Annotated in this window: 27 protein-coding genes and 1 pseudogene; 13 read left to right on the forward strand and 15 right to left on the reverse strand. The window is 51.9% G+C overall.

Going from position 1 to position 23,953, the window contains the following annotated elements; translation table 11 throughout:
* The first annotated feature begins 469 nt into the window (after window positions 1-469).
* Both BLR34_RS05905 and BLR34_RS05910 read left to right on the forward strand, forming a co-directional pair.
* On the forward strand, window positions 470-952 hold the full coding sequence (locus BLR34_RS05905; protein WP_143414129.1) for a PD-(D/E)XK family putative nuclease: 483 nt from the start codon (window positions 470-472) through the stop codon (window positions 950-952).
* A 552-nt stretch (window positions 953-1,504) separates the two neighbouring features.
* Window positions 1,505-2,668, forward strand: coding sequence for a hypothetical protein (locus tag BLR34_RS05910; RefSeq protein WP_092700551.1), 1,164 nt, complete (start codon window positions 1,505-1,507; stop codon window positions 2,666-2,668).
* Between the two features lie 4 nt (window positions 2,669-2,672).
* On the opposite strand, the gene BLR34_RS16610 is transcribed toward BLR34_RS05910, so the two are convergent.
* Window positions 2,673-3,086, reverse strand: a complete 414-nt coding sequence (locus BLR34_RS16610) for a hypothetical protein (protein ID WP_143414130.1) — start codon at window positions 3,084-3,086, stop codon at window positions 2,673-2,675.
* Window positions 3,087-3,378: 292 nt separating this feature from the next.
* On the opposite strand from BLR34_RS16610, the gene BLR34_RS05915 reads away from it, so the two are divergent.
* Window positions 3,379-4,014 carry an IS6 family transposase gene (locus BLR34_RS05915; RefSeq protein ID WP_092700554.1) on the forward strand — a complete coding sequence of 212 codons (636 nt, stop codon included), beginning with the start codon at window positions 3,379-3,381 and terminating at the stop codon, window positions 4,012-4,014.
* 3 nt (window positions 4,015-4,017) lie between these two features.
* On the opposite strand, the gene BLR34_RS05920 is transcribed toward BLR34_RS05915, so the two are convergent.
* The 9 genes from BLR34_RS05920 to BLR34_RS05955 all read right to left on the reverse strand — a co-directional run bounded on the left by BLR34_RS05920 (window position 4,018) and on the right by BLR34_RS05955 (window position 10,267).
* Window positions 4,018-4,296 (reverse strand): PD-(D/E)XK family putative nuclease, encoded by a 279-nt coding sequence (locus BLR34_RS05920; RefSeq protein ID WP_092700557.1) that lies wholly within the window; start codon window positions 4,294-4,296, stop codon window positions 4,018-4,020.
* Window positions 4,293-4,433 carry a hypothetical protein gene (locus BLR34_RS16890; protein ID WP_176765243.1) on the reverse strand — a complete coding sequence of 47 codons (141 nt, stop codon included), beginning with the start codon at window positions 4,431-4,433 and terminating at the stop codon, window positions 4,293-4,295. Before BLR34_RS16890 ends, BLR34_RS05920 begins: the two co-directional genes overlap by 4 nt.
* A gap of 203 nt (window positions 4,434-4,636) precedes the next feature.
* A complete protein-coding gene (locus tag BLR34_RS05925; protein WP_092700560.1) occupies window positions 4,637-5,719 on the reverse strand; it encodes a P-loop NTPase family protein in 1,083 nt (360 codons plus the stop codon).
* Between the two features lie 2 nt (window positions 5,720-5,721).
* A complete protein-coding gene (locus BLR34_RS05930) occupies window positions 5,722-6,561 on the reverse strand; it encodes a DUF8125 domain-containing protein (RefSeq protein ID WP_092700563.1) in 840 nt (279 codons plus the stop codon).
* On the reverse strand, window positions 6,558-7,085 hold the full coding sequence (locus tag BLR34_RS05935) for a DUF8063 family protein (protein WP_143414131.1): 528 nt from the start codon (window positions 7,083-7,085) through the stop codon (window positions 6,558-6,560). Before BLR34_RS05935 ends, BLR34_RS05930 begins: the two co-directional genes overlap by 4 nt.
* Window positions 7,086-7,156: 71 nt before the next feature.
* Window positions 7,157-9,058, reverse strand: coding sequence for an Env/VP5 family phage fusion protein (locus tag BLR34_RS05940; protein ID WP_143414132.1), 1,902 nt, complete (start codon window positions 9,056-9,058; stop codon window positions 7,157-7,159).
* A 78-nt stretch (window positions 9,059-9,136) separates the two neighbouring features.
* On the reverse strand, window positions 9,137-9,625 hold the full coding sequence (locus tag BLR34_RS05945) for a hypothetical protein (RefSeq protein ID WP_092700572.1): 489 nt from the start codon (window positions 9,623-9,625) through the stop codon (window positions 9,137-9,139).
* Between the two features lie 3 nt (window positions 9,626-9,628).
* Window positions 9,629-10,018: a DUF8023 family protein gene (locus BLR34_RS05950; RefSeq protein WP_092700575.1), complete on the reverse strand. Its 390-nt coding sequence runs from the start codon at window positions 10,016-10,018 to the stop codon at window positions 9,629-9,631.
* A 3-nt stretch (window positions 10,019-10,021) separates the two neighbouring features.
* Window positions 10,022-10,267, reverse strand: a complete 246-nt coding sequence (locus tag BLR34_RS05955; protein WP_143414133.1) for a DUF378 domain-containing protein — start codon at window positions 10,265-10,267, stop codon at window positions 10,022-10,024.
* A 292-nt stretch (window positions 10,268-10,559) separates the two neighbouring features.
* Between BLR34_RS05955 and BLR34_RS05960 the strand changes: the two genes are divergently transcribed.
* On the forward strand, window positions 10,560-11,159 hold the full coding sequence (locus tag BLR34_RS05960) for a site-specific integrase (protein WP_092700581.1): 600 nt from the start codon (window positions 10,560-10,562) through the stop codon (window positions 11,157-11,159).
* Between the two features lie 165 nt (window positions 11,160-11,324).
* Here the strand turns inward: BLR34_RS05960 and BLR34_RS05965 are convergent, their stop codons facing one another.
* Entirely contained in the window at window positions 11,325-11,882 is a 558-nt protein-coding gene (locus BLR34_RS05965; RefSeq protein WP_092700584.1) for a type IV pilin domain-containing protein, read from the reverse strand.
* Between the two features lie 389 nt (window positions 11,883-12,271).
* Here BLR34_RS05965 and BLR34_RS05970 point away from each other — a divergent pair, with 389 nt between their 5' ends.
* Window positions 12,272-12,898 carry a tyrosine-type recombinase/integrase gene (locus BLR34_RS05970; protein ID WP_092700587.1) on the forward strand — a complete coding sequence of 209 codons (627 nt, stop codon included), beginning with the start codon at window positions 12,272-12,274 and terminating at the stop codon, window positions 12,896-12,898.
* A 26-nt stretch (window positions 12,899-12,924) separates the two neighbouring features.
* Here the strand turns inward: BLR34_RS05970 and BLR34_RS05975 are convergent, their stop codons facing one another.
* Window positions 12,925-14,136 carry a DNA cytosine methyltransferase gene (locus BLR34_RS05975; RefSeq protein ID WP_092700590.1) on the reverse strand — a complete coding sequence of 404 codons (1,212 nt, stop codon included), beginning with the start codon at window positions 14,134-14,136 and terminating at the stop codon, window positions 12,925-12,927.
* Window positions 14,137-14,341: 205 nt separating this feature from the next.
* Between BLR34_RS05975 and BLR34_RS05980 the strand changes: the two genes are divergently transcribed.
* From BLR34_RS05980 to BLR34_RS06015, 7 genes are all read left to right on the forward strand, one after another.
* Window positions 14,342-15,523 (forward strand): hypothetical protein, encoded by a 1,182-nt coding sequence (locus BLR34_RS05980; RefSeq protein ID WP_092700593.1) that lies wholly within the window; start codon window positions 14,342-14,344, stop codon window positions 15,521-15,523.
* Window positions 15,524-15,671: 148 nt separating this feature from the next.
* Complete coding sequence (locus BLR34_RS05985) at window positions 15,672-16,145, forward strand: DUF4065 domain-containing protein (RefSeq protein ID WP_245683182.1); 474 nt, start codon at window positions 15,672-15,674, stop codon at window positions 16,143-16,145.
* A 7-nt stretch (window positions 16,146-16,152) separates the two neighbouring features.
* Entirely contained in the window at window positions 16,153-16,650 is a 498-nt protein-coding gene (locus BLR34_RS05990) for a hypothetical protein (RefSeq protein WP_092700599.1), read from the forward strand.
* Complete coding sequence (locus BLR34_RS05995) at window positions 16,613-17,890, forward strand: hypothetical protein (RefSeq protein WP_092700602.1); 1,278 nt, start codon at window positions 16,613-16,615, stop codon at window positions 17,888-17,890. Before BLR34_RS05990 ends, BLR34_RS05995 begins: the two co-directional genes overlap by 38 nt.
* Window positions 17,891-18,087: 197 nt before the next feature.
* Window positions 18,088-18,696 (forward strand): hypothetical protein, encoded by a 609-nt coding sequence (locus BLR34_RS06000; RefSeq protein WP_092700605.1) that lies wholly within the window; start codon window positions 18,088-18,090, stop codon window positions 18,694-18,696.
* A gap of 911 nt (window positions 18,697-19,607) precedes the next feature.
* Window positions 19,608-20,339, forward strand: coding sequence for a hypothetical protein (locus tag BLR34_RS06010; protein ID WP_092700608.1), 732 nt, complete (start codon window positions 19,608-19,610; stop codon window positions 20,337-20,339).
* 70 nt (window positions 20,340-20,409) lie between these two features.
* Window positions 20,410-20,613: a hypothetical protein gene (locus BLR34_RS06015; protein WP_092700611.1), complete on the forward strand. Its 204-nt coding sequence runs from the start codon at window positions 20,410-20,412 to the stop codon at window positions 20,611-20,613.
* A 7-nt stretch (window positions 20,614-20,620) separates the two neighbouring features.
* Here BLR34_RS06015 and BLR34_RS06020 read toward each other — a convergent pair whose 3' ends face one another.
* From BLR34_RS06020 to BLR34_RS06035, 3 genes are all read right to left on the reverse strand, one after another.
* Entirely contained in the window at window positions 20,621-21,766 is a 1,146-nt protein-coding gene (locus BLR34_RS06020) for a pentapeptide repeat-containing protein (protein ID WP_092700615.1), read from the reverse strand.
* Window positions 21,767-22,173: 407 nt separating this feature from the next.
* A complete protein-coding gene (locus tag BLR34_RS06030; protein ID WP_092700621.1) occupies window positions 22,174-23,136 on the reverse strand; it encodes a hypothetical protein in 963 nt (320 codons plus the stop codon).
* Window positions 23,137-23,613 carry a hypothetical protein gene (locus tag BLR34_RS06035; RefSeq protein WP_092700624.1) on the reverse strand — a complete coding sequence of 159 codons (477 nt, stop codon included), beginning with the start codon at window positions 23,611-23,613 and terminating at the stop codon, window positions 23,137-23,139.
* 108 nt (window positions 23,614-23,721) lie between these two features.
* On the opposite strand from BLR34_RS06035, the pseudogene BLR34_RS06040 reads away from it, so the two are divergent.
* Window positions 23,722-23,953: pseudogene (locus tag BLR34_RS06040) on the forward strand (ISH3 family transposase); the annotation flags it as partial.

Below are 23,953 nucleotides of genomic sequence, written 5' to 3' on the forward strand. Positions count from 1 at the left end.
ATAAGCGGCTCGCACGCTCCGTGGCCGAGATTCACGAGACGCGGCCTCGTTTCGGCGCGTTCGGAGATGAAACGCATGCTGTGTCGAGAACGGAGACGGAGGGCGAGAACCATGTCTGAAGACGGTACTGAGCGGTCAGTGGCTCGTGGCAAGTTGGTCGAGACTGTTAGCGATGACGGCGAGCAGGTAGACTGTAGCGAACGCCAGTCCGGTCCAGACCCCCGTTATCAGCATTTCTCCCCCTCCCGATTGGATAATAGTAACCCACCATCCAATGAGTGTACAGCCGCCGATAATCAGTATCGATGCCTTACCGTGGTTAGGGGACGAATCAGAGGGCATAGTGTCGACTCGACACAGAGAGCTATTCGCTCTTACGGTCTTTCTTTCGTGAGAGTCAGGAATAATCGGTCACTCCAGTTGGGGGCTGACTGCTCAGACCCCCACCCGCATGCGGGGGTGACTCACAGTGATTCAGTCCAACCCGATGCATCCGAAGCGAACAGGCCAGTCTGTCGAGGCCGCGGTCATCAACGCCGAGCCCGCGCTCGACTCGGTGAGCGACCGCGAGAACCACGCCTGGGACGCCCTAACGACCGCGGCCATGTCGCCGACGCTCGACCGGCCGTTCGGTGGGATTTGTGTTGTGGAGAGTAACACACCAGTCGAAATCAAAGGGTGCATCCCCGAGACGAGCAACGGGTCCGGGACCGTTCCCGGCCGGTGGTACATCAAGCGCGAGAGCCACGACCAGCTCGCCACAGAGGGCGGCGTCTACTGGCTGACCGTCTACGCGCCCCGGCCAGAGACACCGATTCTCTCGCAGTTGGTCGTTCCCGCTGCGACTGTCGGCGACTTTCTCGACGGGAGTTGGTACGACAACGGCCGCCGGACGGTGGCGAAACTCACATGGACGCGAGTTCTTAACAGCAAAGACCTCAGCGCCAATTGAATCGCCACTGCTGCCGTTCTAACCGATAATTCTCCGAAAGGTAGTTTGTTAGTCGTGGCAGACCCTGAGAGTGTAAAAATGAATATGGAATGTCAGATTAATTTGGTTAGATTTAAGTCTACATGGGTAGTTCATTAATTTGGTGAGGCGCGAGAGTCCTGGTTATTTTTAAACCAGGACAAGCATTACGCCGATAGAGAATTCTACTTCTTTCGAGAATAGTGGTGTCTATTTTTGTCTGTATCCGTGTGTAGGGTATATATAAGAATAATCGAATTACTGTGGTGCATTAGGAATTGAATGGATACTATTGTGTTGTGCCAGATCTGCCTGTAATACAGGATAGCCCAAAGTTGTGTTTTAGGCCCTGTATTACAGGATTGGCATTTATACATACTAGACTAGTAATTTTCGTTATACAATCTTGGGACCTGAGTGAGGGCAAGGCTTAATACCCCTTCCAACATACTGTGATTTGGATGTCCTAACAGGGCTCTCGCGTCTCACCAACCGGGGTCCTTGTCATCCATTAGCAGAAGGTGTAAATAACATATGAACATTGAAACCGTTGAAGTTGATAGTGAAACTCTATCAGCTCACAAGACTGTAGAGGTCGCGTCAAGAAATTACAGCACCCCGGCAAAAGCTCTCCAGGTTGGAAAGCTACGAGCGTCTGAGAAAGTCTCCCCGCTTGCGCGAGGGGTAGCTGAAATCTATAGAAAAGGCAATGCAACTGCCCTAAAAAACTCACGAACAGGATGGGATGGTTTAGCGAAGGGGTTCAAATCCCAGGCTGATAGTGCCGACGATGATGAATTAGTTGTCCCATTCTTCGAATATGATGATACCGCACATTTGACCGAGGCAAATGCGGCTGAGTTGGTCAAACTCCAAACAAACTATGGGGATATAATTACTGTCCCACTGATGACTCCGCTTGTTGATGCTGCCGACGACGGCGACGACCGTACAACAGCGCACGTATCCTCAATCATTGACAACACAAGGACCTTTCTGAAAGCATGTACGGACCTGAAAATAAACAAACCAGTTATGGGCGTTATCCCGCCAATTAGTGAAGACTGCACTAACGCATTGGTCTCTCTCTATCTGGAAGAAAATCTTCGGGCTTTCTGTGTCGATTTCAGTCGGAGGTCACCAATGGCCCAATCACAGATTGATAATGTTTCAAACCCGATGATGCAAATGTTGGAAAATTATGACGTTCTCGAAAGTAGTTTAATTTACGCAGTGAATGCCCATTTCGGCCGCACTCTATCCGGTTCTCACAGGACACCAGATACGGTGTATGCCTACACACTCGGGTATGATATTGTAGGTGACAATCATATTGCCCCAAATCTACCCGAGTCGGTACTTGAGGACCTTGCTAAAGAGGCTGAACAGGGAGAAATAGAGTTGAGATTGTTCGATGCTGACACGGTTTCATTTATAGAAGTCCCTGTGAGTGACCTACATTCATTTCTTCCACCAGGGACAGATATCCCTGTTCGGCGAGTGAGGACCCGTGTCCGTACAAACTCGAACGAGCGATATCGGTTTGAGAAACTCATTAATACTGAATTGATCAGTCTGTATCTTGATTCCACTGGAGGGGTTAGTCCAAGCGAGATATTCGCAGAATTAACCTCAAGTCCCCTGACGCAGGACTCTGATATTGAGAGGGTGCTCGAACTGGCAGATACGCTCAGTTAAGGAATTATTCACACGCACCTACTACAGATCGGCGTCGGTGCGCGACTGTCGACAGGGGCTCGTTGCAGTGAGGACAAATATCATATTGAGGTGCCGTTTCTTCAAATTTTAGCGTAGCTTCTGCAATCTTTTGTGTATCTTGGCCACAATATTTCCACATCATTGCTTGGCTTTCTGGGCCGGGTGCCGTTATTATATACTGCTTGTTTTCACTCGTCTCTTCAACTCTCAACTTTGGTCCATAATAGGTCAAGTCCCGTTGCACTACAGACACTCTCTCTGGAATATCCATATCTTGAAAAGTATTGATTTTTTCTATAATTAGTAGAGAATCACCGTGTTCTGCTCGCATAAACACACGTTTTGTTGGAAAATCTGTTTCTCCTTGGTTGTTTTGTTGTCGGAGCGCCCCAGACATATCTTCTAATACAGTGTACGATACTAGAAATATTTCGGTACCGGCGAAATACTACACCTAATTTGAAGAGAGAACGTCTATATCCTCAATTCTCTGTTGAGTGGATTAATCCTCTAGCAGGAATCTCGGCCTGTTCTTGCCCGCGCGGTTGGGTATCACCGTACCACTCTATCGAGAGCGAGCTGGCGCGGACGCTCCGCGAGTGCGTGACTCGGATGCCGTCGGCCTGGAGTCGGTAGGGTCGTGTTTAGTTAAGCGTGAAAAGTGAGGCGGGAGAATTTTGTGGTGATCTATGCCAGAAATCGCCCGCCTCAGTGGGAATAGTGACTGGATTGATTTGGATTTTGTGGAGCGAGAACGGACACCCGAGCACGCGATGAAGCTCGGTATTCAGATGCACGTGGCAGGACTATCACTTTCGAATACCATCTCTATTCTTGAAAGGTTGGGTGTCCAACGGTCACGAAAAGCCGTCCATGATTGGGTACACAAAGCCGATCTACAGCCCACCAGCGGCAAAGCTCCGAATCAGGTCGCGGTTGACGAAACAGTGATTCAAATCGACGACCAGCAGTACTGGCTGTACGCCGCTGCTGATCCACAATCGAACGAATTACTCCATCTCCGGCTGTTTTCAACGACAACAACCGCTCTCACAGAAATCTTTCTCAGAGAACTTCGGCAAAAACACGATGTCGAAGACGCCGTCTTTCTCGTCGATGGCGCGAACCACCTCCAAGCTGCACTCCACCGAGCAGGCCTCCGATTTCAGACCGAACGCCACGGAAATCGGAATGCTGTCGAACGTATATTCAGAGAGGTAAAACGCCGAACCTCCTCGTTTTCAAACTGTTTCAGTCACGTCGAACCGGAGACAGCTGAAACTTGGTTACAGAGCTTCGCTCGCTGGTACAATGCTCCAAACTAAACACTACCGTCGGTAGACCACGAACACGTAGTAGCCTCCCGCCTTCTGGAGCGCCGCGTGTTGGTCCCGCCAGACTTTGAAGCGCGTCTCGTCAGCACGGCCACCACGCCGGTTCGAGGCCACGGCTTTGATTTCGACGGGCTGTCCGTTCTCAGGCACCTCTGCATCCATGCGAGCGCCGTGTATCTCGTCGTAGTTCCGTTCAAGACCGTAGTGGTCCAGAACCCACGACTCTACCCGAGCGCCGTAGAAGCCGGGCGAGCGTCGCGTCTCGTCGCTCACACGCCAGCCACCCCCCTGAGCCACTCTATCGGGACCGCGCGGATGAGTTGGTCGAGTGCCTGCACGCCCGTCTCGACGTCGAGCCACGCCAGTGCGACCAGGACGACCGCCGCAATTGCGCCGTATTTTTTCAGCATAGGTTCACCGTTTTGTGTTGTGTTTTGTGTAGATTCGCCAGACGGCGAGCGACCAGCGCCGGAGCCATTTCCGTTTTGTCCAGCCCGGTTTTCCCCATCCGGGGACCCTTCGCAGAATCAGTTCACGAACCCCGCTCACGCACGTATTAAAATGTATTTGCACGGGGGCCGCTGAATGAATGAACGACGGCGTCGGCTTGCCTTCACTCACTTTCGCTCACCTCCAGATTCAGCTCTAACTCCTCGTTGCGGAACTTCTGGACCTTGTCTGAGACCCAGCCAGCCGAGTAGCCAACAGCCTTCCCCGCCTGTTCCTGCGTGAATCCCTCGTTGAGATGCAGGTCGAGCGCCCGCTGAATCGCCTCCTGCTTGTCGCTGGCTGAATCACCGCCTTCGTCGTCCTCGTCGTACTCTTCGGAAACCTCGAACTCGGAAGCCTGATACTCGTCGTATGTCTCGGCCGTATCGGTGATTCCTTGGTAGGTCGAGAGTTCCTGCCACTCGTCTTTGCCGCCCTCACTTTCGAGAATGCGGGCGCGGTCGGGCCTCGTTTTGTCGGGCTTCTCGACGGCGAACGAGGCAACCCGGCGTATCTCCTTGGCCGTCTTCGTTCGCGTGTGAGCCACGCTCAGGACCGAGCCGCGTTTCGCGTACTCGCCGTGTTCTTCCTGCCGTTTCCGGATGAACAGCAACGAGTCAGAGAACGCTTCGGCTTTCTTCGAGCCGGTGCCGAACCCGCTAAGCTCTTGTGCCACTTCGTCGAGGACAGCCAGCACCGGTCCCTGATAGGAGGCCATCGTTTCGAGCATCTCGTCGTCTGAGTAGAACTGCGCGTCTGCGCCTTCCCAGTCGACGTTCGCAATCACTTTCCCGCCCGTGACCGCGCGCCAGACGTTCGCCGTGTCGAGAACGAGGCTCGTCTTACCAGAGCCCGGAGAGCCGAAGACGAGCCCGACCGCGCCCTCGTGCGTGAGTCGGTCGGCAATCTCGACGAAAAAGCGCTCTTTCTTCTCGGACTGGTTCGTGAGCCCCGTCGCCGCTTTCATCTGTGAGACGTTTCCAGACCGGACCGCCTCGTCTACCGTCGACGTTGCCACGTTGTCGATTATCTCGTTTCCGAGTCGGGTGTCTTCGAGGTCGCGCTCGGTCACCATGTCGAGATAGTTCAGGAGTTCGAGCGTCTCCCGGTCGTCGATGAGTCCCGCCCACGGCCGGACATGGTCGCCGGGCTCGTCGCGCAGTGCCGACGCCAGTTCAGCCGCGGCGTAAGCGTTGTTCTTGCTCATGGTCACAGCCCCCTCGGAGTCGGCTCGTCGTCATCGAGCAGCGCGTCGTACTCGTCCTGTTGGAACTCCCACTGCGCGTTATCTCGGTGCCCGTTGGTCGACTCGTCCACATCGTCTAACCCCCCACCCGCATGCGGGTGCAGGTCGTCGGGCAACTCGTCTTCGAGCACATCCGAGATGCTCGTCGCGTCGATACTATCCAGGCCGGTTGCCTCGTCAAGCTGGCGAGCCCGCGCCTCGGTCCGCTCGCGGTCCAGTCGCCGGATGATACCACGAATCCGGCGTTGGAGTCTCCGGGCTTTCGCCGCCTCGGGTTCGTACACCTCCCTGAGTTCCGCCACCGCCTCCATAGCTCCGGCAGGCGTGTGTTTGTCGAGTATCTCGCTCGCGGGCTCGCCCTCGCGCCAGTTGCCCACTGCGCGGTTTTGGTCGGGATAGTATCGCCGCACCTCGTAGACGCGCCGCGCCGAGTTGTCCCACTGGTAGAGTTCGCCCTCGTAGCTCATATCCTCGAACTCGTCTTCTGAGAGTTCCCATATCTCGCCGCCGGGCTTGTCGCCGCGAAGCGACACCAACAGGATGCCCTCGGGCTCGGGTACGAGTTTCCAGATATAGATTCCAGCCCCGGCCGCGGTGACAGCGGCCGCGCCGACCATCCACGGGATGAGCGGCCACCACGCAGGAACGCCGGGGTTGATGATGCCCGACAGCGACAGCACCACCACCACCGCCAGTGTCCCGATGATGATTTGGCTGTTCTCGTCGGCCACTCGTTGCACCGCATCGAGCTTTTCCATCGCGCGGCGTTCGAGGTCGTCGTAACTGTCGTTCGAGTCGGTCATGCTATCCGCTCCTTGGTTCGATTTTCAGTGTGTTTTCTTCGCAGGACGACGATAAACGCCCCCGCGCCGGTCAGCACCGACGAGAGGCCAATAGCCATGATAACCGACCGGAATTTGATACTCGGCCGCTCGGTCGGGTCGCCGTCTTGAAGGACGACCGCCTCGCCCTCCTCGACGCTCGATGCCGTCGAAACGAGGATTGCGGCCGTCCCGCCAGAGCGCACCTCGGCGTTCATCGTCACTTCCGTTCGTTCGCCGGGCGTGAGTCGTTGCTGTTGAAAGCTAATCTGAGTCGAGCCGCCCGAGTCGAGTTCAAGCATCTCGGTCAGCGTCACCTGCTCGGGCGCTCTCCCTTCCCAGGTCATATTGATAGTGAACCTGCCGGGTCCCTCGTCACCGTCGACGTACTCGTAGGAGTGAATCACGAGGTCGCCCAGTTGCTCGGCTATCTCCGCGTCGGGAGAGTCGGCCGTCTGGTTCGCCGCGGCCTGCGCGCTTGCCCCTGCGACGAGCGATATCGACACAAACAGCACAAACACAAAGCCGACGAAAGCCCACGCTACCAGTCTGTGAATGGAATAGTTAGAGGGCATGTTTAGCTCCTGAGTTGGCCGATTCCGAACAGCGCGAGTCCTGCCACAACCAGCGATTCGATAGCTCCGAGTCCCGGCAAGGTCGGGAAGTCCGGGCCGAAGTTGAGGCCGCCAAACACACCGTCGCCGCCGTCGTCTTCGAGGTCTTCCATGCGGTCCACGAGGTCCTGATAGAATTGTTGCTGTTGCTTGGACCACTGCTGATATTCTTCGGCAGTCGTCCACGAATCGTTTCGCTCAGGGGGTGCAACGTCGGTAAACTCCGCCTTCTGGATTTCCTCGCCCGCCGAGTTCTCGATTTTCTCGATTGTGAACGACGACGGCAGCGAAACCTGTGTCCAGGTGTCGAAAGCGCCGTCTTGGAAATATGTTTTCACCCCCGCAACGTCGGCGATTGGGTTTTCGAGTTGGCCGGATAAATCAATCGTCCACTTTTGCGACCCATCGACTTCCGAGAGGTCGGCGGGCGTGAACGTCGCCGTTTCGCCCTTGTTCGTCTTGACGCTATAGACGAGCTTGGACACGGGCTTCTTGACCATCTCGAAGATGCCGCCATCAAGACTCGGGGAGTGTGCCGAGGGGTCGAGCGTCCCGACGGCCTCGGCCGGGCGATGGGAGAGAAACGCGGTTCCGACGCCCGAGCTATCGGTCGAATAAGTCTGCCCGGATTCGAGCGCGGTCGAGGGGGCCGACGTGAGCGCCACGACTCCCCTGAGACTCCACGTTATCGGTTCATCCGGCCAACTCGTTTGCACGGTATAGAGCCGGTTCACGTCGGTCGGAATCCCGAGGCCGATAAGGTCCGCAACCGCCATCGGCGTTTTCTCGCTATCGGCAAGATTCGAGCGCATCCGGGCAGGAGTCCAGAGGTCCGAGACAGTCGTGTCGCCACTCTGCCAACTGTCATAGGTCTCGCTCACCCACGTCGAAACCTGGGTTCGGACATCGCTGTGGGCTGTTTTGATGTATTTCCAAGACTGTTGCCAGTACGCCCAGTGCAGAATAAACTCATATTCATCATTCTCCACGGGCAGGGCATAGTCATGATTTGAGGGGACCTTCATAGTCGAATCACTCCGGTTCGAGATATTGTCCAATTTGGACGGATTCGAGACAGCAGGGACAAGACTCCACTGTGTCCCAACACTCGAAATATCCGAGTCGGTTGGGAACGGAAGCGCATGAGTCCCATCAGAATAGTCAAGCACGAACGAGTCAAAGCTGTATTCCGACCCATCAACTAATTGCGTGGAGAATTTTTGCGTCGTGACCGAGAATCCAGCCTCGAACTCCTTGGGTCCCGCCGGGTCGATAGCGAACCAGGAGACAACATCCCCAGTTGAGAGTTTGGACGAAATATTAGAAGCGGTGGCTTGGAAGCTTCGAGACGTTGCGCCCCATGCGTCCAGCATGTCTTTTTGCGGATTGGCAAACATCTCGTCGACTTTAGCGAGTGCGGCACTCTCAACATCTGAGAGCGTCGCTCCCTGGTCCATTTTCTCGACGGCCTTTGCCGTCGCCTCATCGAATGCAGTTGACTTGAGCAGGTCGATAACCTCCTGTTCGTTGTTCAGAAAACGCTGATTAGCTCGTCTGCGCTCCTTAAACATCCGATGAGTCGAGATATGCTGAGCTTCGAGAACCGTCTGCTTTGCGGCTTCTTCCGCTTTGCTGTCGTCATCCCCGAAAGCCCATGAATAGAGCGATGACCCAATCTGTGCGGCTGGTGACATGAATACCGCGTCGGCCACTTTCTCCCCGATGCCGTCCCCCCCGCCGTCGCCGGGGGTAGGCGTGGGGGTTGCCGTCGCGGTCTGTGCCGCGCCCGAGCCGGTCGAGGCCGCGGCGACCGCCGCCGCGCCGATTGCGGTTCCGCCCGCCTTCATGAACGTTCGCCGTTTCACTGATTGGAGGTCTATTCTTGTGTTGTGTTCTTGTGCGTTGGATTTTCTCATAGTCCTGAAAAACGGGTTTTTAGACGCTTAGAAAACGTCTCGGTTGTAGGCCGCTACCAGCACCACGACGACCGCGCCGAAGCCGAGAAGTTGCTCTTGGGATGCGCCAGCAACCACGCCGCCACCACCCAGGAAGCCGCTATCGTCTTCGACGGAGACCCACATCTGAGCGAATCCCGATGCGGGTGATGCATCGACGCTGGCATTCAGCGCCGTGTAGTTCTGCGACAGCTCGAACTCGGCGGTCTTGATGCCCTGGCCGTCTGCAAACTCCACCGGGTCGAATGAGAGAGTCGTGCTGTTGACTGTCGTGCCCCCTTCGGTGAGGTTCACCGTCGCGGTGACTGTCTCGGTGCTGTTGAACTCCACGTCGACCAGCACGGAGTCGTTCTGCGTGGCGTTCAGACCGGGAGTTTTCGCGTCGGTCGAGGCCGCGACCCCGCCGGTCATCACGACCGCCGCGAGAGCGACGGCCGCAGCGACCAGGAGGCCCAGCTTGTATTGTGTTCGTGTCATAGTTCAGTTGATGTAGGTAACCAGCGAGAAGCCGATGCCCTGGACGATGAACGCCGCGAGCGCCGCGGGCGTCGACGCGAGTGTCGACTCTAACGCCGGGAAGAACGGCGGGGCAACGATGAGCCCGATAGTGACGTATACTGTCCAGGCTTCGATGATGCCCCAGGCGTCGAAGTCGAGGGGCTCGTCACGATTGATGACAACTGCCGCGAGCGCCAGCACGGACATCACGCGCCCGATAGTCCAGTCGATGTTTCCGGTCGAGAGCAACGTCTCGCCCAGGTCTACGACCGGAATTGACGCTGCCTCGATGAGCCCGAGGGAAACGCTCGTTCCGAGCGCGAAAATGGGGAAGATGACGAATGTCTCTAAGTCGAGCTCAAACTCAGACATACGTCATTCATCCCCGTCTGTGAACCACGCCGATGCGTTGTAGACTGCGAGCGCGCCGGCCACACCGATAACCGCGATTACGGCCGTGTAGGTGTCTCCGGTGAGTCCGATTGTGTCGACGAGTAGGTCCGTGTCGAAGAACTCCAAGGAGAGCCAATTGAGCGCGCCGATTCCCGCGATGATTTGAAACAGTACCTGTAGTGTCTTGTCGCCGATTGCGTTCATAATTCGATTTGAGGTTGTTGTCACGCCGCGATTCATAGCGAGCGTGATAATTGATATTACTTGGTTGTACTACTTAGTGGTAACGGCGTTTCAATTCCGCAGACTGCGCGGGTATTCGTCAGTTATTGCCCCTACTCGGATGCGGAAGCGGGTGGTTCTGGGCTTATGATTGTGCGCTCTTTGTCGGTGCCGACTTGTTTTAGAAGTCGGAAACAGCACCCCGGAACTCAGCTTGTGTTTGTGCCTATTGGGTGTCTGAATGCAGGTTATCGTGTTCGACATTAGATATAATACGGCGGAAAAATAACAAAGCTACATGCGATTGGAAGCGACAAATACCACTGGAGAATACAAAGTCTGGCTGACCGACAGCGAGATAGACGACCTTCGGCGAGCCGCTGCGAGCTACCGGGACGACGTTATCATTCAGTTGGGTGCCTACGTGGGTCTTCGCGCCTTCGAGGTCCCCCAGGTCGAGCCCCAGCACATCAAAACGACCGAGAGCGGTCAGTACCGGCTTCGCGTACCACGAGGCAAAGACACCACAGGGAACGGTGGGAAGCCACGCGATGCCTACCTGCCCGCACACGTCGAGCGCGACCTCCAACAGTTTCAGAACGCCGAGAATATCGCTCCGAAGGACGCGTTCGTCGAGCTATCCGAGCGCGGTGTTCGAGCTGCGGTGAAGCGGACTTCCGAGGCCGCTGCCGACCAGACCGGCGACGGAGATTTTGAGCACGTGTCGAGTCACGACCTCCGGCGACGGTTCGCACAGCGGTTGCTCGTCGACGAGAACATGAATCCTCGCGTGGTGATGCAAGTCGGTGGGTGGGACTCGTTCGCCGCAATTGAGCCGTACCTGAATGCGCCGACGCCCGAAGTCGTCGACGACGCTTTCGCCAGCGTAGACGTGTGACAGTTTCGTTTGGGACAGGTGTTTCTCCGTGTGAAAATATGCAAGGAATTTTAATGCTAGGATATCCCATATCCGGTGCCGGGAGTATCTGCATGTTGCGGCGACACTCAGTCGTCTTCACTCCCGGTGTTTCTCACGTCGAAAAAATTGAACCGCGGCAGTCAGTTATGCGTCCGGTCCGGTGTCGCTGTCAAGCGTTGCAGAGTCGTCACCGGTGTCCCAGACGAGATCAACGCTGTAGTTACCTGCCACTGCGACAGAGAAGCCTTGGCTGGCCGAGAAATTACTGCGTGTCTCAAGGGCAGAAATTTCAATTTCATCGGTAATGCTGGGATCGGTGTCGTCGGTAATGAGGCCATCGCCACGGAGATAGAGGTCATCTGGTCCAATCCCTTCACCTGAGGACTCAACGGTGAACGTCAGTATTCCATTATTTCCGCTACTGGACGTTGGAACTTTGCCTCCGCTATCCCAATCGCTGACAACGGTTGTACTGTAATCTTCAATTTCTCTCGCACTTGAAGAATTCCACTGATCTGTGTTTATTTCATCGTACTCAATATTCCACGTTACGGTCGGTTGCGTTTCGCCTGCCGTGTCTCCGAGACCGAGCACGAACGATGCGATGACGGCCGCCAGAATAACCGTAATAGCGACCATCAGGATGACGCCGATGACCGGCGACACCGCGTCGTCTTCGTTGAAGAGATTTCTAATCTGCATTGCGGCCGGTACTTGCCAGGATAGTGGTATAAAGTATGCCGACGTTTTTCGGTCTCGTCTGTACTTTCGGGGGGTTATCTCATCGAGAAAAAGCTAGCACAAATACGCTCATAAAATGAAAATAATAGAGAGACGCCGTCACACTCCAGAAACTGGTTTAAAGTGTGATACGTTCTGAAAATCAGGTCTGTCATCACTTCGACGCCCACAGCTTCGTGAGGGTGTCGAGCGGGAGCGACGGCGCGCACACAACACAAGCCAGCGTGGACATTAGTTGCGTTGCACCACTGTCGGAGGTAGCCGGCAAAAGTATGAAAGAACCAACTCCGAATGTTTGATTCTCCTCACAGAAGCGAACATTCTAGGAACCTGAGTGCATGGTTCTTTATATGGCACAGTCTTGCCAGACCCGTCAGGATACGAATTCGAACATTCACTGGCTCAAGCCAGGGCAAGTCGAGGCGATGCGTGATGCTGCATACGAGGGTCGTCATGGTGCACGTGACGATGCAATCGTGACGTTGCTCTACGATACTGGATTGCGTCGAGGTGAACTCTCACAGGTCGACAGGGCGATGCTCGATCTCGACGAATGTGAGCTTCGAATTCCGGCGGCAATTCAGAAGGACTATCCGAACGAGAACAGCCCGAGCGTTGCGACCTTCGAGCTGGACCAGAGTGGAGAACTACGGACAGTTCGGACGCTACGTGCGTATCTTTCGAATCGGGACGACACAAGCGCAGCACTATTCCCGAGTCGGAAGAGTGACCGTATGAGTGGGAAGGGTATCAACGATGTCGTGAAACGGTTGGCCGAGAGGGGAAATATTGAGCCCTATGGGTACTCAGGTCGTGGTTCAGCGGGTGACGTGAGCGCTCACACGCTTCGGCACAGTGTTGCCTGGCGGATGCTCCGAAGTGAAGATGAAAATTCACTCTACGATGTCCGAAACAGGCTGCGCCATGCAACTATTCTCACGACAGAACGTAAGTACGACCACTTCGAAACTATCTGAGGGCATCGACTTCTCGGTATTGGGGTCTAGTTCATCGAATCAAGGGTTACCTGCTTGGTTACGCCACCAGTCTCTCCGTCCTGCGACGTATACTCTTCGACAGGAAGAGCACCTGACCGCAGTATGTCAATACGCTCGTTGTCTTTCTCAGTCAGTTCTACGCCGAAGACAGCCTCCTTCAGATAATATCCCAGAGATTCTCCAAGATATGGGGGTACAGCGTTTCCGATCTGCTTTCGAACCGACACAAGGCCACCAACGAAGCGGTAGCTATCAGGGAACGTTTGGAGTCTTGCCCCTTCGCGCGGAGTCAACCCGCGATTTTGAAACGGATGGACACACCGAGCACTTGATGGTTTAGACATATTCGAGGTGATCGCTACAGCCGGCTCTTGAGAGTCGAGTCGTGAATACGAATTATGATAGCCAGAAGAGGGCTGCAACTCCTCAGGAATCTCAGATTTGTTTCCGCCATCCGAGACATGTGAGATCATTTCTACAAGCTCATCACTGTGATTAGCTGCTTGATGATGAGTTAGTTCTTGGGTGCTACCTCGAAGGTCCGACTGAAGTACCGTCTGTGGCTCTTGATCGTACTCAACTGCTTCCTCACCAGGGCCAACTTCCGGTAGATCACCAATGCCGTTGATAACTCCAGGCGTCTCAACGGGATTTAGTTCGTAACCATCTATCGAATGTGACGGTGGATCGTCTTTGAACGCTAAAACGATGAGACGTCGTCGATATTGGGGGACTCCAAAGTCAGATGCGGTCACTACGTTGGGAACTGCCTCGTACCCAATATTTTCGAAGGACTTCTGAACTGCTTCAAGGAACTTTCCGTCTGCCGTTTTTTCCATTCCACGAACGTTTTCGAAAAGCGCGGCCTTTGGCTGCAGCTCGTTAACCCACCGAATGAAGTCCCTGAAGAGTTGATTACGCTCGTCAGAACCGTCTGGGCTAATCACCTCAGAAAATCCCTGACAGGGAGGCCCACCAGCAACAAGATCGACAGAATCCTGACCAACAACCTCTGGAATCTCTGAAGACTCTACCTCGCGGATATCACCCGTTAGATCCTCTTGGTCAAACTCTTCTCGATTTTTAGCGTAGGTGGCCCGGGCGTCCTCGTCAATTTCTACTGCGTGAATAGGCTCAAGCCCGGCATTATCAAGGCCGGTAGAAAGCCCACCAGCCCCTGCAAAGAGATCTACATATTGAATCTCCTGCTTAACCATTTGTTACCCACTTTCGGCTAGATCACATATAACCGTTCGCACCTCTTCGACTTTATCGTCGATCAAATTTATCTGTATATTACATTCGTCCGTAACATTGAATGAATGGCTCCGCTAGCCCAAATTCATATGTGCCCTGATACAGTCTCAATTTCCACTTCAATACTCCAGTCAACAGTCAATCAAGCTTTGTGGAGGTGCGGATATGGGAATTGAGTACGCGAGATCTGAGGAAGAAGCCAAAGCAATCGCTGACTTCCTTTCTGAATACTTCCCTGAGCGGTATCAAGAGGAAAGACAAGTTACCCTTGGTCAAAGTCAGGTAGATGACAACGAAATCACTCCACAGGAGCAGGAAGAGATTGACTCTTTTGTGGAACAGACTGATGAAGAATTCCGGAGTTCAAAGGGGGCATTGGGAGTTGCAATAGACTTTCTCATGGTCGCCGAGCAACTGTCCCGGGACGACGAACATCTCGGTGGATTTCAGCCAGACATAGATCGGCAGACACTATTCCAGTGGTACGACAATGCCGCAAAAACTAGTTTGACTCTAAAATTCAGCGGTACGAGATACTCTATCCGGTCGGTTCATAACGAGGTGATTGATCTCTTCCGAGAGGATTTGAAGCGCACGAACTTTCCCAGCTCGCCAGGTCACCATACCGGAGAGTGGGAGCGATACGACGATTTGCTGGAGGCGAGTTTCCGACTCTCAACCGAGGGTCGATACGAAACTGTGCAGCGGCTGTTTAACCTTGGATTGGTCAGACTCGCCGCTCAGAAGTTCGAGACCAGGGAGCCGCCGTTTCCGGACCCATTGAAGGAGGTTCTGTTAAATTACCCACGGAGCCATCCTGACGAGGAGGGTGGGCTAACCTACCAGAGTCTTGCATACGGATACGCCAAAACGAGATGGTCCCATCTGTCACTGGAGGCAAGTAAGGTACGTACAGGCTCCTCTCGTCAGAATCGCTTCGGGGATATTGACGGCTACTACGGTCCGGACCTGATGGTCTCGGTTGAGGTGAAGGATCTAGTTATCGACGAGACGAACGTCAACAGCGAACTCGGTATGATGATGGATCTTGCTGAACGGACAAACGTGGTCGTCGTTGCAATGTGTAGGAGGGTTAGTAGTGGTGCTACCGAGGTTCTGGAAGCGTCGGGAGTGAACGTCATTACTGATTCGGACATCGAGTCCGAGCTTGATTACTGGGATTACCACAAGCAGAACAGAGCTATTCAAGGAATGGTCCATTTCCTAGGTAGTATTGAAGAAGATCCGGCGGCAGTACAACGACTGCTTCGGTTTATAGAAGAGATCGACCCACGAAACAAAGCGTTGGCTCACTTACCTGGAACTCCTGAAAACGAGACTGAATAACAAGAATAATCGAGAGGATATGTTTCCCGACTTTGTATACGAGATTGAAGCAATCAAGTAATCCGGAAACATTCAATAACCAGCGCGAAATAGAGACGGTAGACCACATCATATGCCTCCGATTGATCAGATTGATAGACGAACTGATGTGGTATTCCTTCTCTTTCTATACGCAGAAAGCATTGAAGGAGTTACAAAACTTCAAAAACTACTGTTCCTGGTTGAAAAGGAAAGCGAATTTTTCCAAGAATACAAAGAAGAAGTGGAATTTGAGTTTGCACCTTATCGAATGGGACCCTTTTCTGAGCACGTATATGAGGAATTGGAATTCCTCCTCTCGCTCAATGCAATCGAAAGCGAGCCAATGTCTGAGAGCCCTCCAGAGCTTTTGAAATCCGATTTATCTCACAAGCGGTTTACTATAACAGCGAAGGGGCAGAAAATCGCAAGGGAACTTGAATCACAGCTGGAACCAGAGTACCAAGAAGAATTCCAGCAGATCGCGCAAAGGTACAATCAACTACCCCTTCGTCAACTGCTTGAATATGTCTATACAGAGTATCCGGATTATGCTGCCGAATCAGAAATACTAGAGGACCTAGAAATAGACCTTTCGGTATAACACAAAAATGAGCAAAACAAATCCACTCTCGGCAAGGCAACAATACACAAAACGCTGGCAAGACGTTCTCGATCAAGAGGATTCCTATTATACTCCTGAGAAGTATCAACTGGGAATTGTCGCCGATTACTTAAAGAACAATCAAGTGACATACACAACAGAGGGCGAGATATTTTGTTATCCAATAGATATTTTGGGAGTGAAACGAGGGACAACAATAGCAATTGAACTGAAGTCACGAGATATAAAACGGGGCGTTGAACAAGCTCAACGTAACAGCGATTTCGTAGATTACTCATTTCTCTCAATTTGGAATGATCGAGTTTCTGATGAACTAATATCCGAGATAGAAGACCTAAACATCGGTCTTATTGGTATCGAGGAAGATGTCACTGTTTATTCGGGTCCTGAAAATAGTGGTCAAGAATTATGTAAGAGGAGCAGTGTAATTGAAACGATATTGGACGATGTTCGAAGCGACACTCCGCTACAACAGCAACAGTGACAAGCAGTCAATCAATACCTCGTTAGAATACATCGACTCGCTCATCATTCCCGGCCGAATGATCGCGGCTAACTCAAAAGCAATTCCCTCTAACCTCAAAAATTATCGTGATGAGGCCGATGTGGGTTATTATATTGAACCGTCAGTTGCCGATTTCCGTGTTGGTGATGATTTTACCGATGATGCTGGACGGGTTCGAACTTGGCACTCGAAATATATTCAGCAAGTCGATGAACGACTGGCTGACCTGCTAGAGGAGCGGGAAAATATCGATCCTGCAGACCTACTTGAGGAGGACGTTCGGAGGATAACCTCATCGTCTGTGGAATTTCAGGAAAAATTTGTTCCAGGGCGTATCCAAGAGGAAGCGGGCAAATACGACACGATCGAGAACGTTGAATCATACCAGCCGGAGGCAGTCATCCCATGGTACAATAAGATTCGACGTGAAGCGGATTTTGAAGTCGGCGACACGATCATTGATGAGGCTAAGGACGCAGCTGAATTGCCAGTCAAGCCTTGTTTGTTTGTGACGAAGAGCTTGATTCGAGATCAACAGCGATCTGAGCAGCTTGTGGAACTGCTCACATCAAATGGTATCGATCAGTGCTTCCTCTGGGTTGAGAACTTGGACAAACAAGCTACAGGGCAAGGCGAATATGAAGATCTTGCTCAGTTGGTAGTCAACTTGGCTGATGAAGAGATATCGGCACATTTCTTCTACGGCGATTACTTTGCTACGCTGCTTTCTCATCTCGGTCTTGAAGGCACAGTCTATGGATCTATGTATGGTGAGGAAGAAACTGAGCAACGGGAACAGCGTAGTGGTCAAGGCGTCATCACTCGGTACTACACTGACGCTGTCAAAGACTTTCTGAAGATTCCGGCGGCGGTCGACCTTCAGCAAAGAACTGATGCGATGATGTGTTTCTGCGACGTGTGTGATCGACAATTCGATAGCTGGCAGGATTTGGCTGAAATGGAGCAGGATGACGACGAGAACATTCAGGCACCGATGAAGAAGCATCATATTCGTGTCCGGTGGGATCAGATTCGTCGAGTCGAATCTGAGTCTCTTGAGGATACGATTGATCGGATCGAATCCGACTATCAGGATTATGTCAGTGAATTCTTCCGGTCTAACCAGATTGCAGATTCAAAATCCTTAGATTATATTCCTAGGTGGGTGAATGCTGTTGAATCGGTCACCGACACTGATCACGAAAGGGCAGAAAAATAAAGATATCATAAATTATTTATTAAATTACTCTCTGAAGTTGGCTCCTTCGTTAATCCCGATAAAATTAAGTTCTTTAATGAGGTTGACCAATCAGTCCTATATACCAATAAGCAGAGTAGTGGTTTCTTACTGTAATTAAATAAGGGACTGTTCACGCTGTTAGTAAATCTTTTTAGATATTAATGCACATAATCGGTATGTTCCACTTTGTAAGAGATATCGCCAATGGGCTCGCTGAGGGTTTTTATAATGAGGCTGATAGTTCTAAGCTGAAAATCTACAGGACATCTATGCAGATACAGATTAAATTATTCGGAACACTCCTCGCTACCATGTTTTTATTTCGAATAGTCAATATCCTTGTTATATTGGCCACCGGCTCTGATCTGCCGATTGCTACTCACTTGCACGCTTCTTTTGGCATAAATCTCATATTTTTAGGAACACTACTAACACTATCAATTACCGTCCTACCGAACCATTGGCAAAAAGACAACATACTGGCGGCGTACAGAAGTTCTACACACATCGGCGCCTTATTTATTATATCTGGTACGTTACACCAAGTAGTGAACGAAAGTACAACCCCGAAGCAAGAAATTGTGGAGTTGTCACTAAGTTTTACGCTTCAGTCAATGGCAGGTGATAGCGTTATACTTGCTTTCACAGTTTTCCAGTTACTGATTGGTTATATCTGTATAATCTTAATTGCTGTAGCTGTACGTTCCTTTTTAAACTCAAGAGGGGATAGTGGACAATTTGTAGAAATAGAACATATAGAGTCACTTCCCAACTTCCAGGAATAGGGCAATAGAAGTGGATAGAACAGGGCCTTAGATAAGACAGATCTGCCGTGTTGAATAGCGGTCTCTGAGCCACGATGAGACGATACCGGTCTTGAGGCCACTAGCGTCAGCTGCTAACAAGACGACTCAAATCTCAACTCCTTCGGCCAGCCCCGCTATTCAACAGAGCAGACAGATCAAATCTACCCAAAATTCATTAACTGGCAAGATATCTATACATATAGAACCTAGTCGATGGCCGAGGAATTCTTGAAAGCTGCCAGCACGTACAAGGTGTTTGGAAAGTCTATTCCAGGGCCCGTGCTCATAATTGGAATAGTTTCAACCCTTCCAGTACAGGAGATAGACATTAATACGGTACCCTCCTTTCTGAATTTAGCTGCATTTCTATGTTGGAGTACAAATACTATTAAGTTCGCAGAGCTCGCTCAACCGTCAGGATAGGCTGATGTTCAGCATCTAACTCTCCATCAAGATACAACAACCCCCACTGCGTAATCTCGTACATCCCACCATGTAGCGGAGCCACAAAACCTGCGTACACAAGACGCTCACACCGCTCTCGAATCCGCCCTGAACTCGACTCAAAACCGCGCTCTCGCTCCATAATCCCTGGCGTCGACTAGCCGTTCTCTGCCAGATGCTCCAAAACGCGTTCGTCGACCTGTTCCATCCAGTAGGCGGACTTGCGGGGACACATTGTAGCTGTTAGACCGAGTTCTCGGACTCGCCGGCGGAGGGCTCGCTCTCGAAGGGTGACTCGATTTCGTCAGGGGCGTCTTCGGAGGTGTCGATCTCGCTCGGATCGTTCTACTGGGCGTATACCAACATTACGTTGCTCTCTAGAGAGTATCGAAACAGTATCGATCAGTTGCCTATCTTTTTGAAGGTCTGCTGTGTACCTGGGTTCAATGACGGTCTCTCAGTCATCTGACCCTCCACAAACGCAGGAAGTCGATCTCTCTAAAGAGTTATCCGTCTATGCTGCAATTGCTGGTCTCACTCTGTCACATGAATCTATCCCACTCCTAGGTTCGGAAAATCCGTTGGACGAAGGAATGATTCTTCTTTCAGTTGGTTTGACTATTGCAGTTGTGTTCGTCTACGTTGACGATCGATACGATACGGCTGGTTTCGGCTTAGCAGCTGCACGAACATTGTCGACAATTCTGTTGATATATTTGATGAGCAATGGAGTAAGAGGAATTTCCAGAGCAGGCAATCTTGATCTCTCTGGGAACATTCAGAGCCTGGTCACCTTTTTGTTCCTGGTGATTCTCTTTGCTCGACTATTGGTTCAAAGAGGGCTTTCAGGCAACATGCGTGATTACGAAGTGGGTCGACACTACGAAGAACAAAGCGATTGGACACTATTTGAAAAACTCAGAGCGATCAATCAAAAAGCGATTTTTGCCTCTCTCCCACTACTGATTGTAGCTCTGGCAAACTCGTTACAGTATCTCTTTCCCGTGGTTCTGGGATATTTTTCTGCTTGGTTAATGAGTCTGGTCCTCGGTGGTCTATTTTATCGATCTGCCTCTCTTGAGGATGTTGATGCCGGAACTGGGTACATTGTATTCGTCTGCCCGAGTTCGATTCTCATCTTTCTCGTTCTCTTCGCCGGTATTGATTTCGCTTGGTAATGTGAGTTGTTACCCGGAACCCGGAAGCACCCCAGTTAGATTCTTTCTGGGTCCGCCCCTCGTCGAGAGTATGGCTTCGACAGAAGAGCACTCGATCGTCGATGAGCACACAACACAACCCGTTCGGACGCTCATTGAGTTGCGCCAGCGTGACGATGGCACTTGGGTCGCATCACAGATGGATGTCGACGTAGAGGGGACCGGCGAGACCGGGGCGCTCGCTGCGATGGACTACTGTCGGTGGATGGCAGCGGGAGAGTATTTCGACGAGTAGTTGTGTGTTAGAATTGCTCTCGGTTGCCGAGAATGTAGCCCAAGAGGACGATCATGAGAGTTCCGAGGAAGGTCTCGATCATGACGATAATCTGTGTCGCAGCGTCTGTGAGGTCTGTCGGAGGTGGAGCTGCGGTGAAGGCGATAACGCTGTAGAACATGTTGTTCAGGAACGTCTCTTTGACGCCGGCGATGTTGTACCATGTCGTCGCTCCGAGAAAAATAAGCAGCATCCAACCCAGAAGTGGCGACATACGAACACCGTAGCCAGTGGTCCATCGAGAAATTAGGGAGCCGAGATACGTGCGATTCAACCGGCCACTCTCTGCCTTTTCTTCGAGACGACGAGCGCGGCGCTCTCTGACGTGCATATCGCGTGCCTTTCCGACGAGACCGTGGTCTGCAAAAATGGTTTTGAGGTTGTGGTAGGCGCGTGCAGTTGCATCCCAGTTTTCTGATTCTCCATTGTCTCCTTCATAGAGTTGTTTCACTGTCGTTGTGGAGTTCGCTTTGTTGCTTTCGAAACTTGCTTCGCTGAGTTCAGCGTCGGTGAGTGTGGCATGCCGGAAGTCAGCACTGTCGAGGTTGGTATGTTGACAGTCGGCACGGCGGAAGTCAGCATACCGAAAGTCGGTATCTTGGCACTCAGCATACCAGAGGTCGGCGTCAATAAGGTCGGCGTGTCGGAGATTTGCGTCTTTGATCTTGGCATTTTGGAGGGTGGCGTTGGTGAAATCGACAGTCCAGAGGTTAGCTTTGGTGAGGTTTGCCTTCATGAGGTCGGCTTCGGTGAGGTCAGCACCGGCGAGGTTAGCGTCGGTAAGGTTGGCATCGATGAGGTCGGCATCTCGAAGTGCTGTCTGCTGGAGGTCAAGAGTACCACTCAGATTTGTACCAACAAGATTCGAGCCATCGAGCAATTCTGTATAGGGGGAATTGAGGAAGCGGGTCTCCGATGGAGCAAGGTTGCGTTTGAGCATCTCAACGGACTGCTCATCCACTTCATTGGTATCCGCATGCCAGATACACTCCCCAACCTCCGTAGAAACCACCTCCCGATAGCAACAATTCTGGTGGAACGCATCATCTTCTTCGTCGGCATCGTAACCCTCCGGCCACGTGTATCCACAACGATTATCCGGTGGCTCGTTCATACCTGCTGGTGACTCAAGCGAGTGGTATTAATCCATTGCTGACACCCTCCCGCATGCGGGGTGGGGTTACACTCGTCGCATTCGCCTCGGTGGCGTGACCCGCGCCGCAGCTCGGACACTTGAGTTTGTCAACCCGTCGGTCGGGATGGCTTGGGCGGAACTCCGCATCTACCGGGTCCGTACCTTTCGAGCGGAAGCCACAGTCGGGACAACGGTACGTCTGCAAGGTTTCGAGGCGCTCGACCATGCCCGTGGGTGGCTCGGGATTGGGTATAAACCGTGGTATTGGGACGGATTCGTGTGCAAGATAGAACGCACGTATCGGCTTTAATCGAGACAGCAGTGTATCGTTCCCAAGGACCGCTTTACCGTAACCCAGGCACTAACAGGTAGTATAAGACGAAAAGCTATAGAATCAACCTTCCTTCGGAAGCGTAGCAATAGATACTCCGAACCAATAACGTAGCAGTAATAGCGCAGTGGAGTGCAACCTCTGAAGAGGTATCCCACCTCTCAAGGACCTCAGTATCATCTCCGTGCGCGCCTCCTTTGTTTCTGATCTCAGCTAACGCGAAGACTCTACGCTTGTGAATACGCTTTACCAAATCATCTCCCTGTAGATGGTTAACAACCGGAATTATTCCAGAGGCGCTTCCATAGTCACGATCATCACTCCCGTACTTGTCTCCAACATTTCTAAGAAAGTCTTCAAACGCCCTCCCTGTAGCACTAATTGAATCTCGTGGACTTTGTGTATGTTTCAGATAGCCGTTTGATAAGTCAGTCTTTGTGTCTTCATCTAAGAAAGACATCAACTCTTCTCCCAATATTTCGTCCAGATATATCCTTACTTCAAGTTCCGAATCAAGAGACTCTCGAAGTTGTTCGATTGAGTGGGTGGAATCTGTTGGGATTTCTCGAACCTCAATAGAAACGTCTCCTTCTTCGGTCAATATTCCTGCATACTGACCTAACCGTTCAAAATACGTGTTCATATACTCTTGCCCACTTGCTAAGTCCTCATATGCCGCGTATACCATCTTTGAAGCTTGTTCAGATGAATAGCCACGGTTCAGATAGGTTGCATAATCTATGAATGGCTGATACCTCAATAGTGCTTTCTCGAAAACAGCGTTTCTATCATCTGGAGGCAACTGCTGTATCAGGTCACTGTATTCAATATCGACGGTGTAACCACTCTCTACAATAATCTCCAATTCTTGTAGTACCTTGACTGATTCCCGAACCTTACGCTCGGAGTCATCGACGAATTGTGCCACTGTTTTCTCATCAGCACGCTCATCCAACTCGGAAAGAGCGAACAATATCTCAGCTATATCCTCTGGAGGGACTACGTATGCGGGGAACATTCACTCTGAATCTTTGTTCTTGAGCGAGTTTATCAAAGATATAACTTCTTCGCTCTCCCAGTCAGCTGATGAGACTTCGATATCAACAGTGACATCGAAACCTGATTCTATACTCCCTTCGATAGTTTGGGATATCTCAGTATTCTCATTCTGAGTACTTGTCGGAGTGGAAGAAGTATCCGTGTCTTCAGAAGATTCCAAGTCCTCCTTTTCTCCTTCACTATTATCTTTCTCTTCGTCATCTTTGTCAATTGGAAGTTCTTCTTGAGTAGGTTTCTCTGCTTCTTCCTCCGGTTCTTCCGACGCTGAATCAGAGAGAAATTCAGAATATTCTTCGTTCACAACTAGACGAGTCGGATAACCGCTCTGTCCCCGCTTATATTCGCCGACACCACATTCATCTAAGACCTGTAAGAACGTACCTGCGGCAGACTCAAGCGTTCTATCACTCACCCCAAAATCGAAATTAATTCCCATCTCACTTTGAACAACTTCTCTCTCAAGATACTGTCGGTACTTCCCAACCGGCGTGAGCAGCGGAGCTAAAGCGTCGCTCTGATTGAGGAAGATGTCCGGTTCAGAAGTGTGCTTGAGCTACCCGAACCGGACGGTGTTCTTTCGGCCGCAGACGTAAAAGAAGTAGCGGCTGACGTGATTGGACAGCTCCCAATGGAAGGAATCGAGGGCTCGCCCCTCGATTCCGGTGATATCTGGCCTGCCGTCACCATGGCCAGCGTCAACCAGTCGTCCGTTTGGGAGGTCACGTCCCAAACGGACGATACTCCCTGCGACGATACTGTCATGGACTGGCTCCACA

The sequence above is a fragment of the Halovenus aranensis genome, assembly GCF_900100385.1.
GTDB lineage: Archaea > Halobacteriota > Halobacteria > Halobacteriales > Haloarculaceae > Halovenus > Halovenus aranensis.

Coding starts and splice junctions, on each gene's coding strand:
- BLR34_RS05960 (WP_092700581.1), top strand. CDS start 10,560: ATGCGATTGGAAGCGACAAATACCACTGGAGAATACAAAGTCTGGCTG.
- BLR34_RS05915 (WP_092700554.1), top strand. CDS start 3,379: ATGCCAGAAATCGCCCGCCTCAGTGGGAATAGTGACTGGATTGATTTG.
- BLR34_RS16610 (WP_143414130.1), bottom strand. CDS start 3,086: ATGTCTGGGGCGCTCCGACAACAAAACAACCAAGGAGAAACAGATTTT.
- BLR34_RS05950 (WP_092700575.1), bottom strand. CDS start 10,018: ATGTCTGAGTTTGAGCTCGACTTAGAGACATTCGTCATCTTCCCCATT.
- BLR34_RS05965 (WP_092700584.1), bottom strand. CDS start 11,882: ATGCAGATTAGAAATCTCTTCAACGAAGACGACGCGGTGTCGCCGGTC.
- BLR34_RS05990 (WP_092700599.1), top strand. CDS start 16,153: ATGAGCAAAACAAATCCACTCTCGGCAAGGCAACAATACACAAAACGC.
- BLR34_RS06000 (WP_092700605.1), top strand. CDS start 18,088: ATGTTCCACTTTGTAAGAGATATCGCCAATGGGCTCGCTGAGGGTTTT.
- BLR34_RS05975 (WP_092700590.1), bottom strand. CDS start 14,136: ATGGTTAAGCAGGAGATTCAATATGTAGATCTCTTTGCAGGGGCTGGT.
- BLR34_RS05970 (WP_092700587.1), top strand. CDS start 12,272: ATGGCACAGTCTTGCCAGACCCGTCAGGATACGAATTCGAACATTCAC.
- BLR34_RS05995 (WP_092700602.1), top strand. CDS start 16,613: ATGTTCGAAGCGACACTCCGCTACAACAGCAACAGTGACAAGCAGTCA.
- BLR34_RS06030 (WP_092700621.1), bottom strand. CDS start 23,136: ATGTTCCCCGCATACGTAGTCCCTCCAGAGGATATAGCTGAGATATTG.
- BLR34_RS05980 (WP_092700593.1), top strand. CDS start 14,342: ATGGGAATTGAGTACGCGAGATCTGAGGAAGAAGCCAAAGCAATCGCT.
- BLR34_RS16890 (WP_176765243.1), bottom strand. CDS start 4,433: ATGCTGAAAAAATACGGCGCAATTGCGGCGGTCGTCCTGGTCGCACTG.
- BLR34_RS06010 (WP_092700608.1), top strand. CDS start 19,608: ATGACGGTCTCTCAGTCATCTGACCCTCCACAAACGCAGGAAGTCGAT.
- BLR34_RS05930 (WP_092700563.1), bottom strand. CDS start 6,561: ATGACCGACTCGAACGACAGTTACGACGACCTCGAACGCCGCGCGATG.
- BLR34_RS06015 (WP_092700611.1), top strand. CDS start 20,410: ATGGCTTCGACAGAAGAGCACTCGATCGTCGATGAGCACACAACACAA.
- BLR34_RS06035 (WP_092700624.1), bottom strand. CDS start 23,613: ATGGGAATTAATTTCGATTTTGGGGTGAGTGATAGAACGCTTGAGTCT.
- BLR34_RS06020 (WP_092700615.1), bottom strand. CDS start 21,766: ATGAACGAGCCACCGGATAATCGTTGTGGATACACGTGGCCGGAGGGT.
- BLR34_RS05910 (WP_092700551.1), top strand. CDS start 1,505: ATGAACATTGAAACCGTTGAAGTTGATAGTGAAACTCTATCAGCTCAC.
- BLR34_RS05945 (WP_092700572.1), bottom strand. CDS start 9,625: ATGACACGAACACAATACAAGCTGGGCCTCCTGGTCGCTGCGGCCGTC.
- BLR34_RS05925 (WP_092700560.1), bottom strand. CDS start 5,719: ATGAGCAAGAACAACGCTTACGCCGCGGCTGAACTGGCGTCGGCACTG.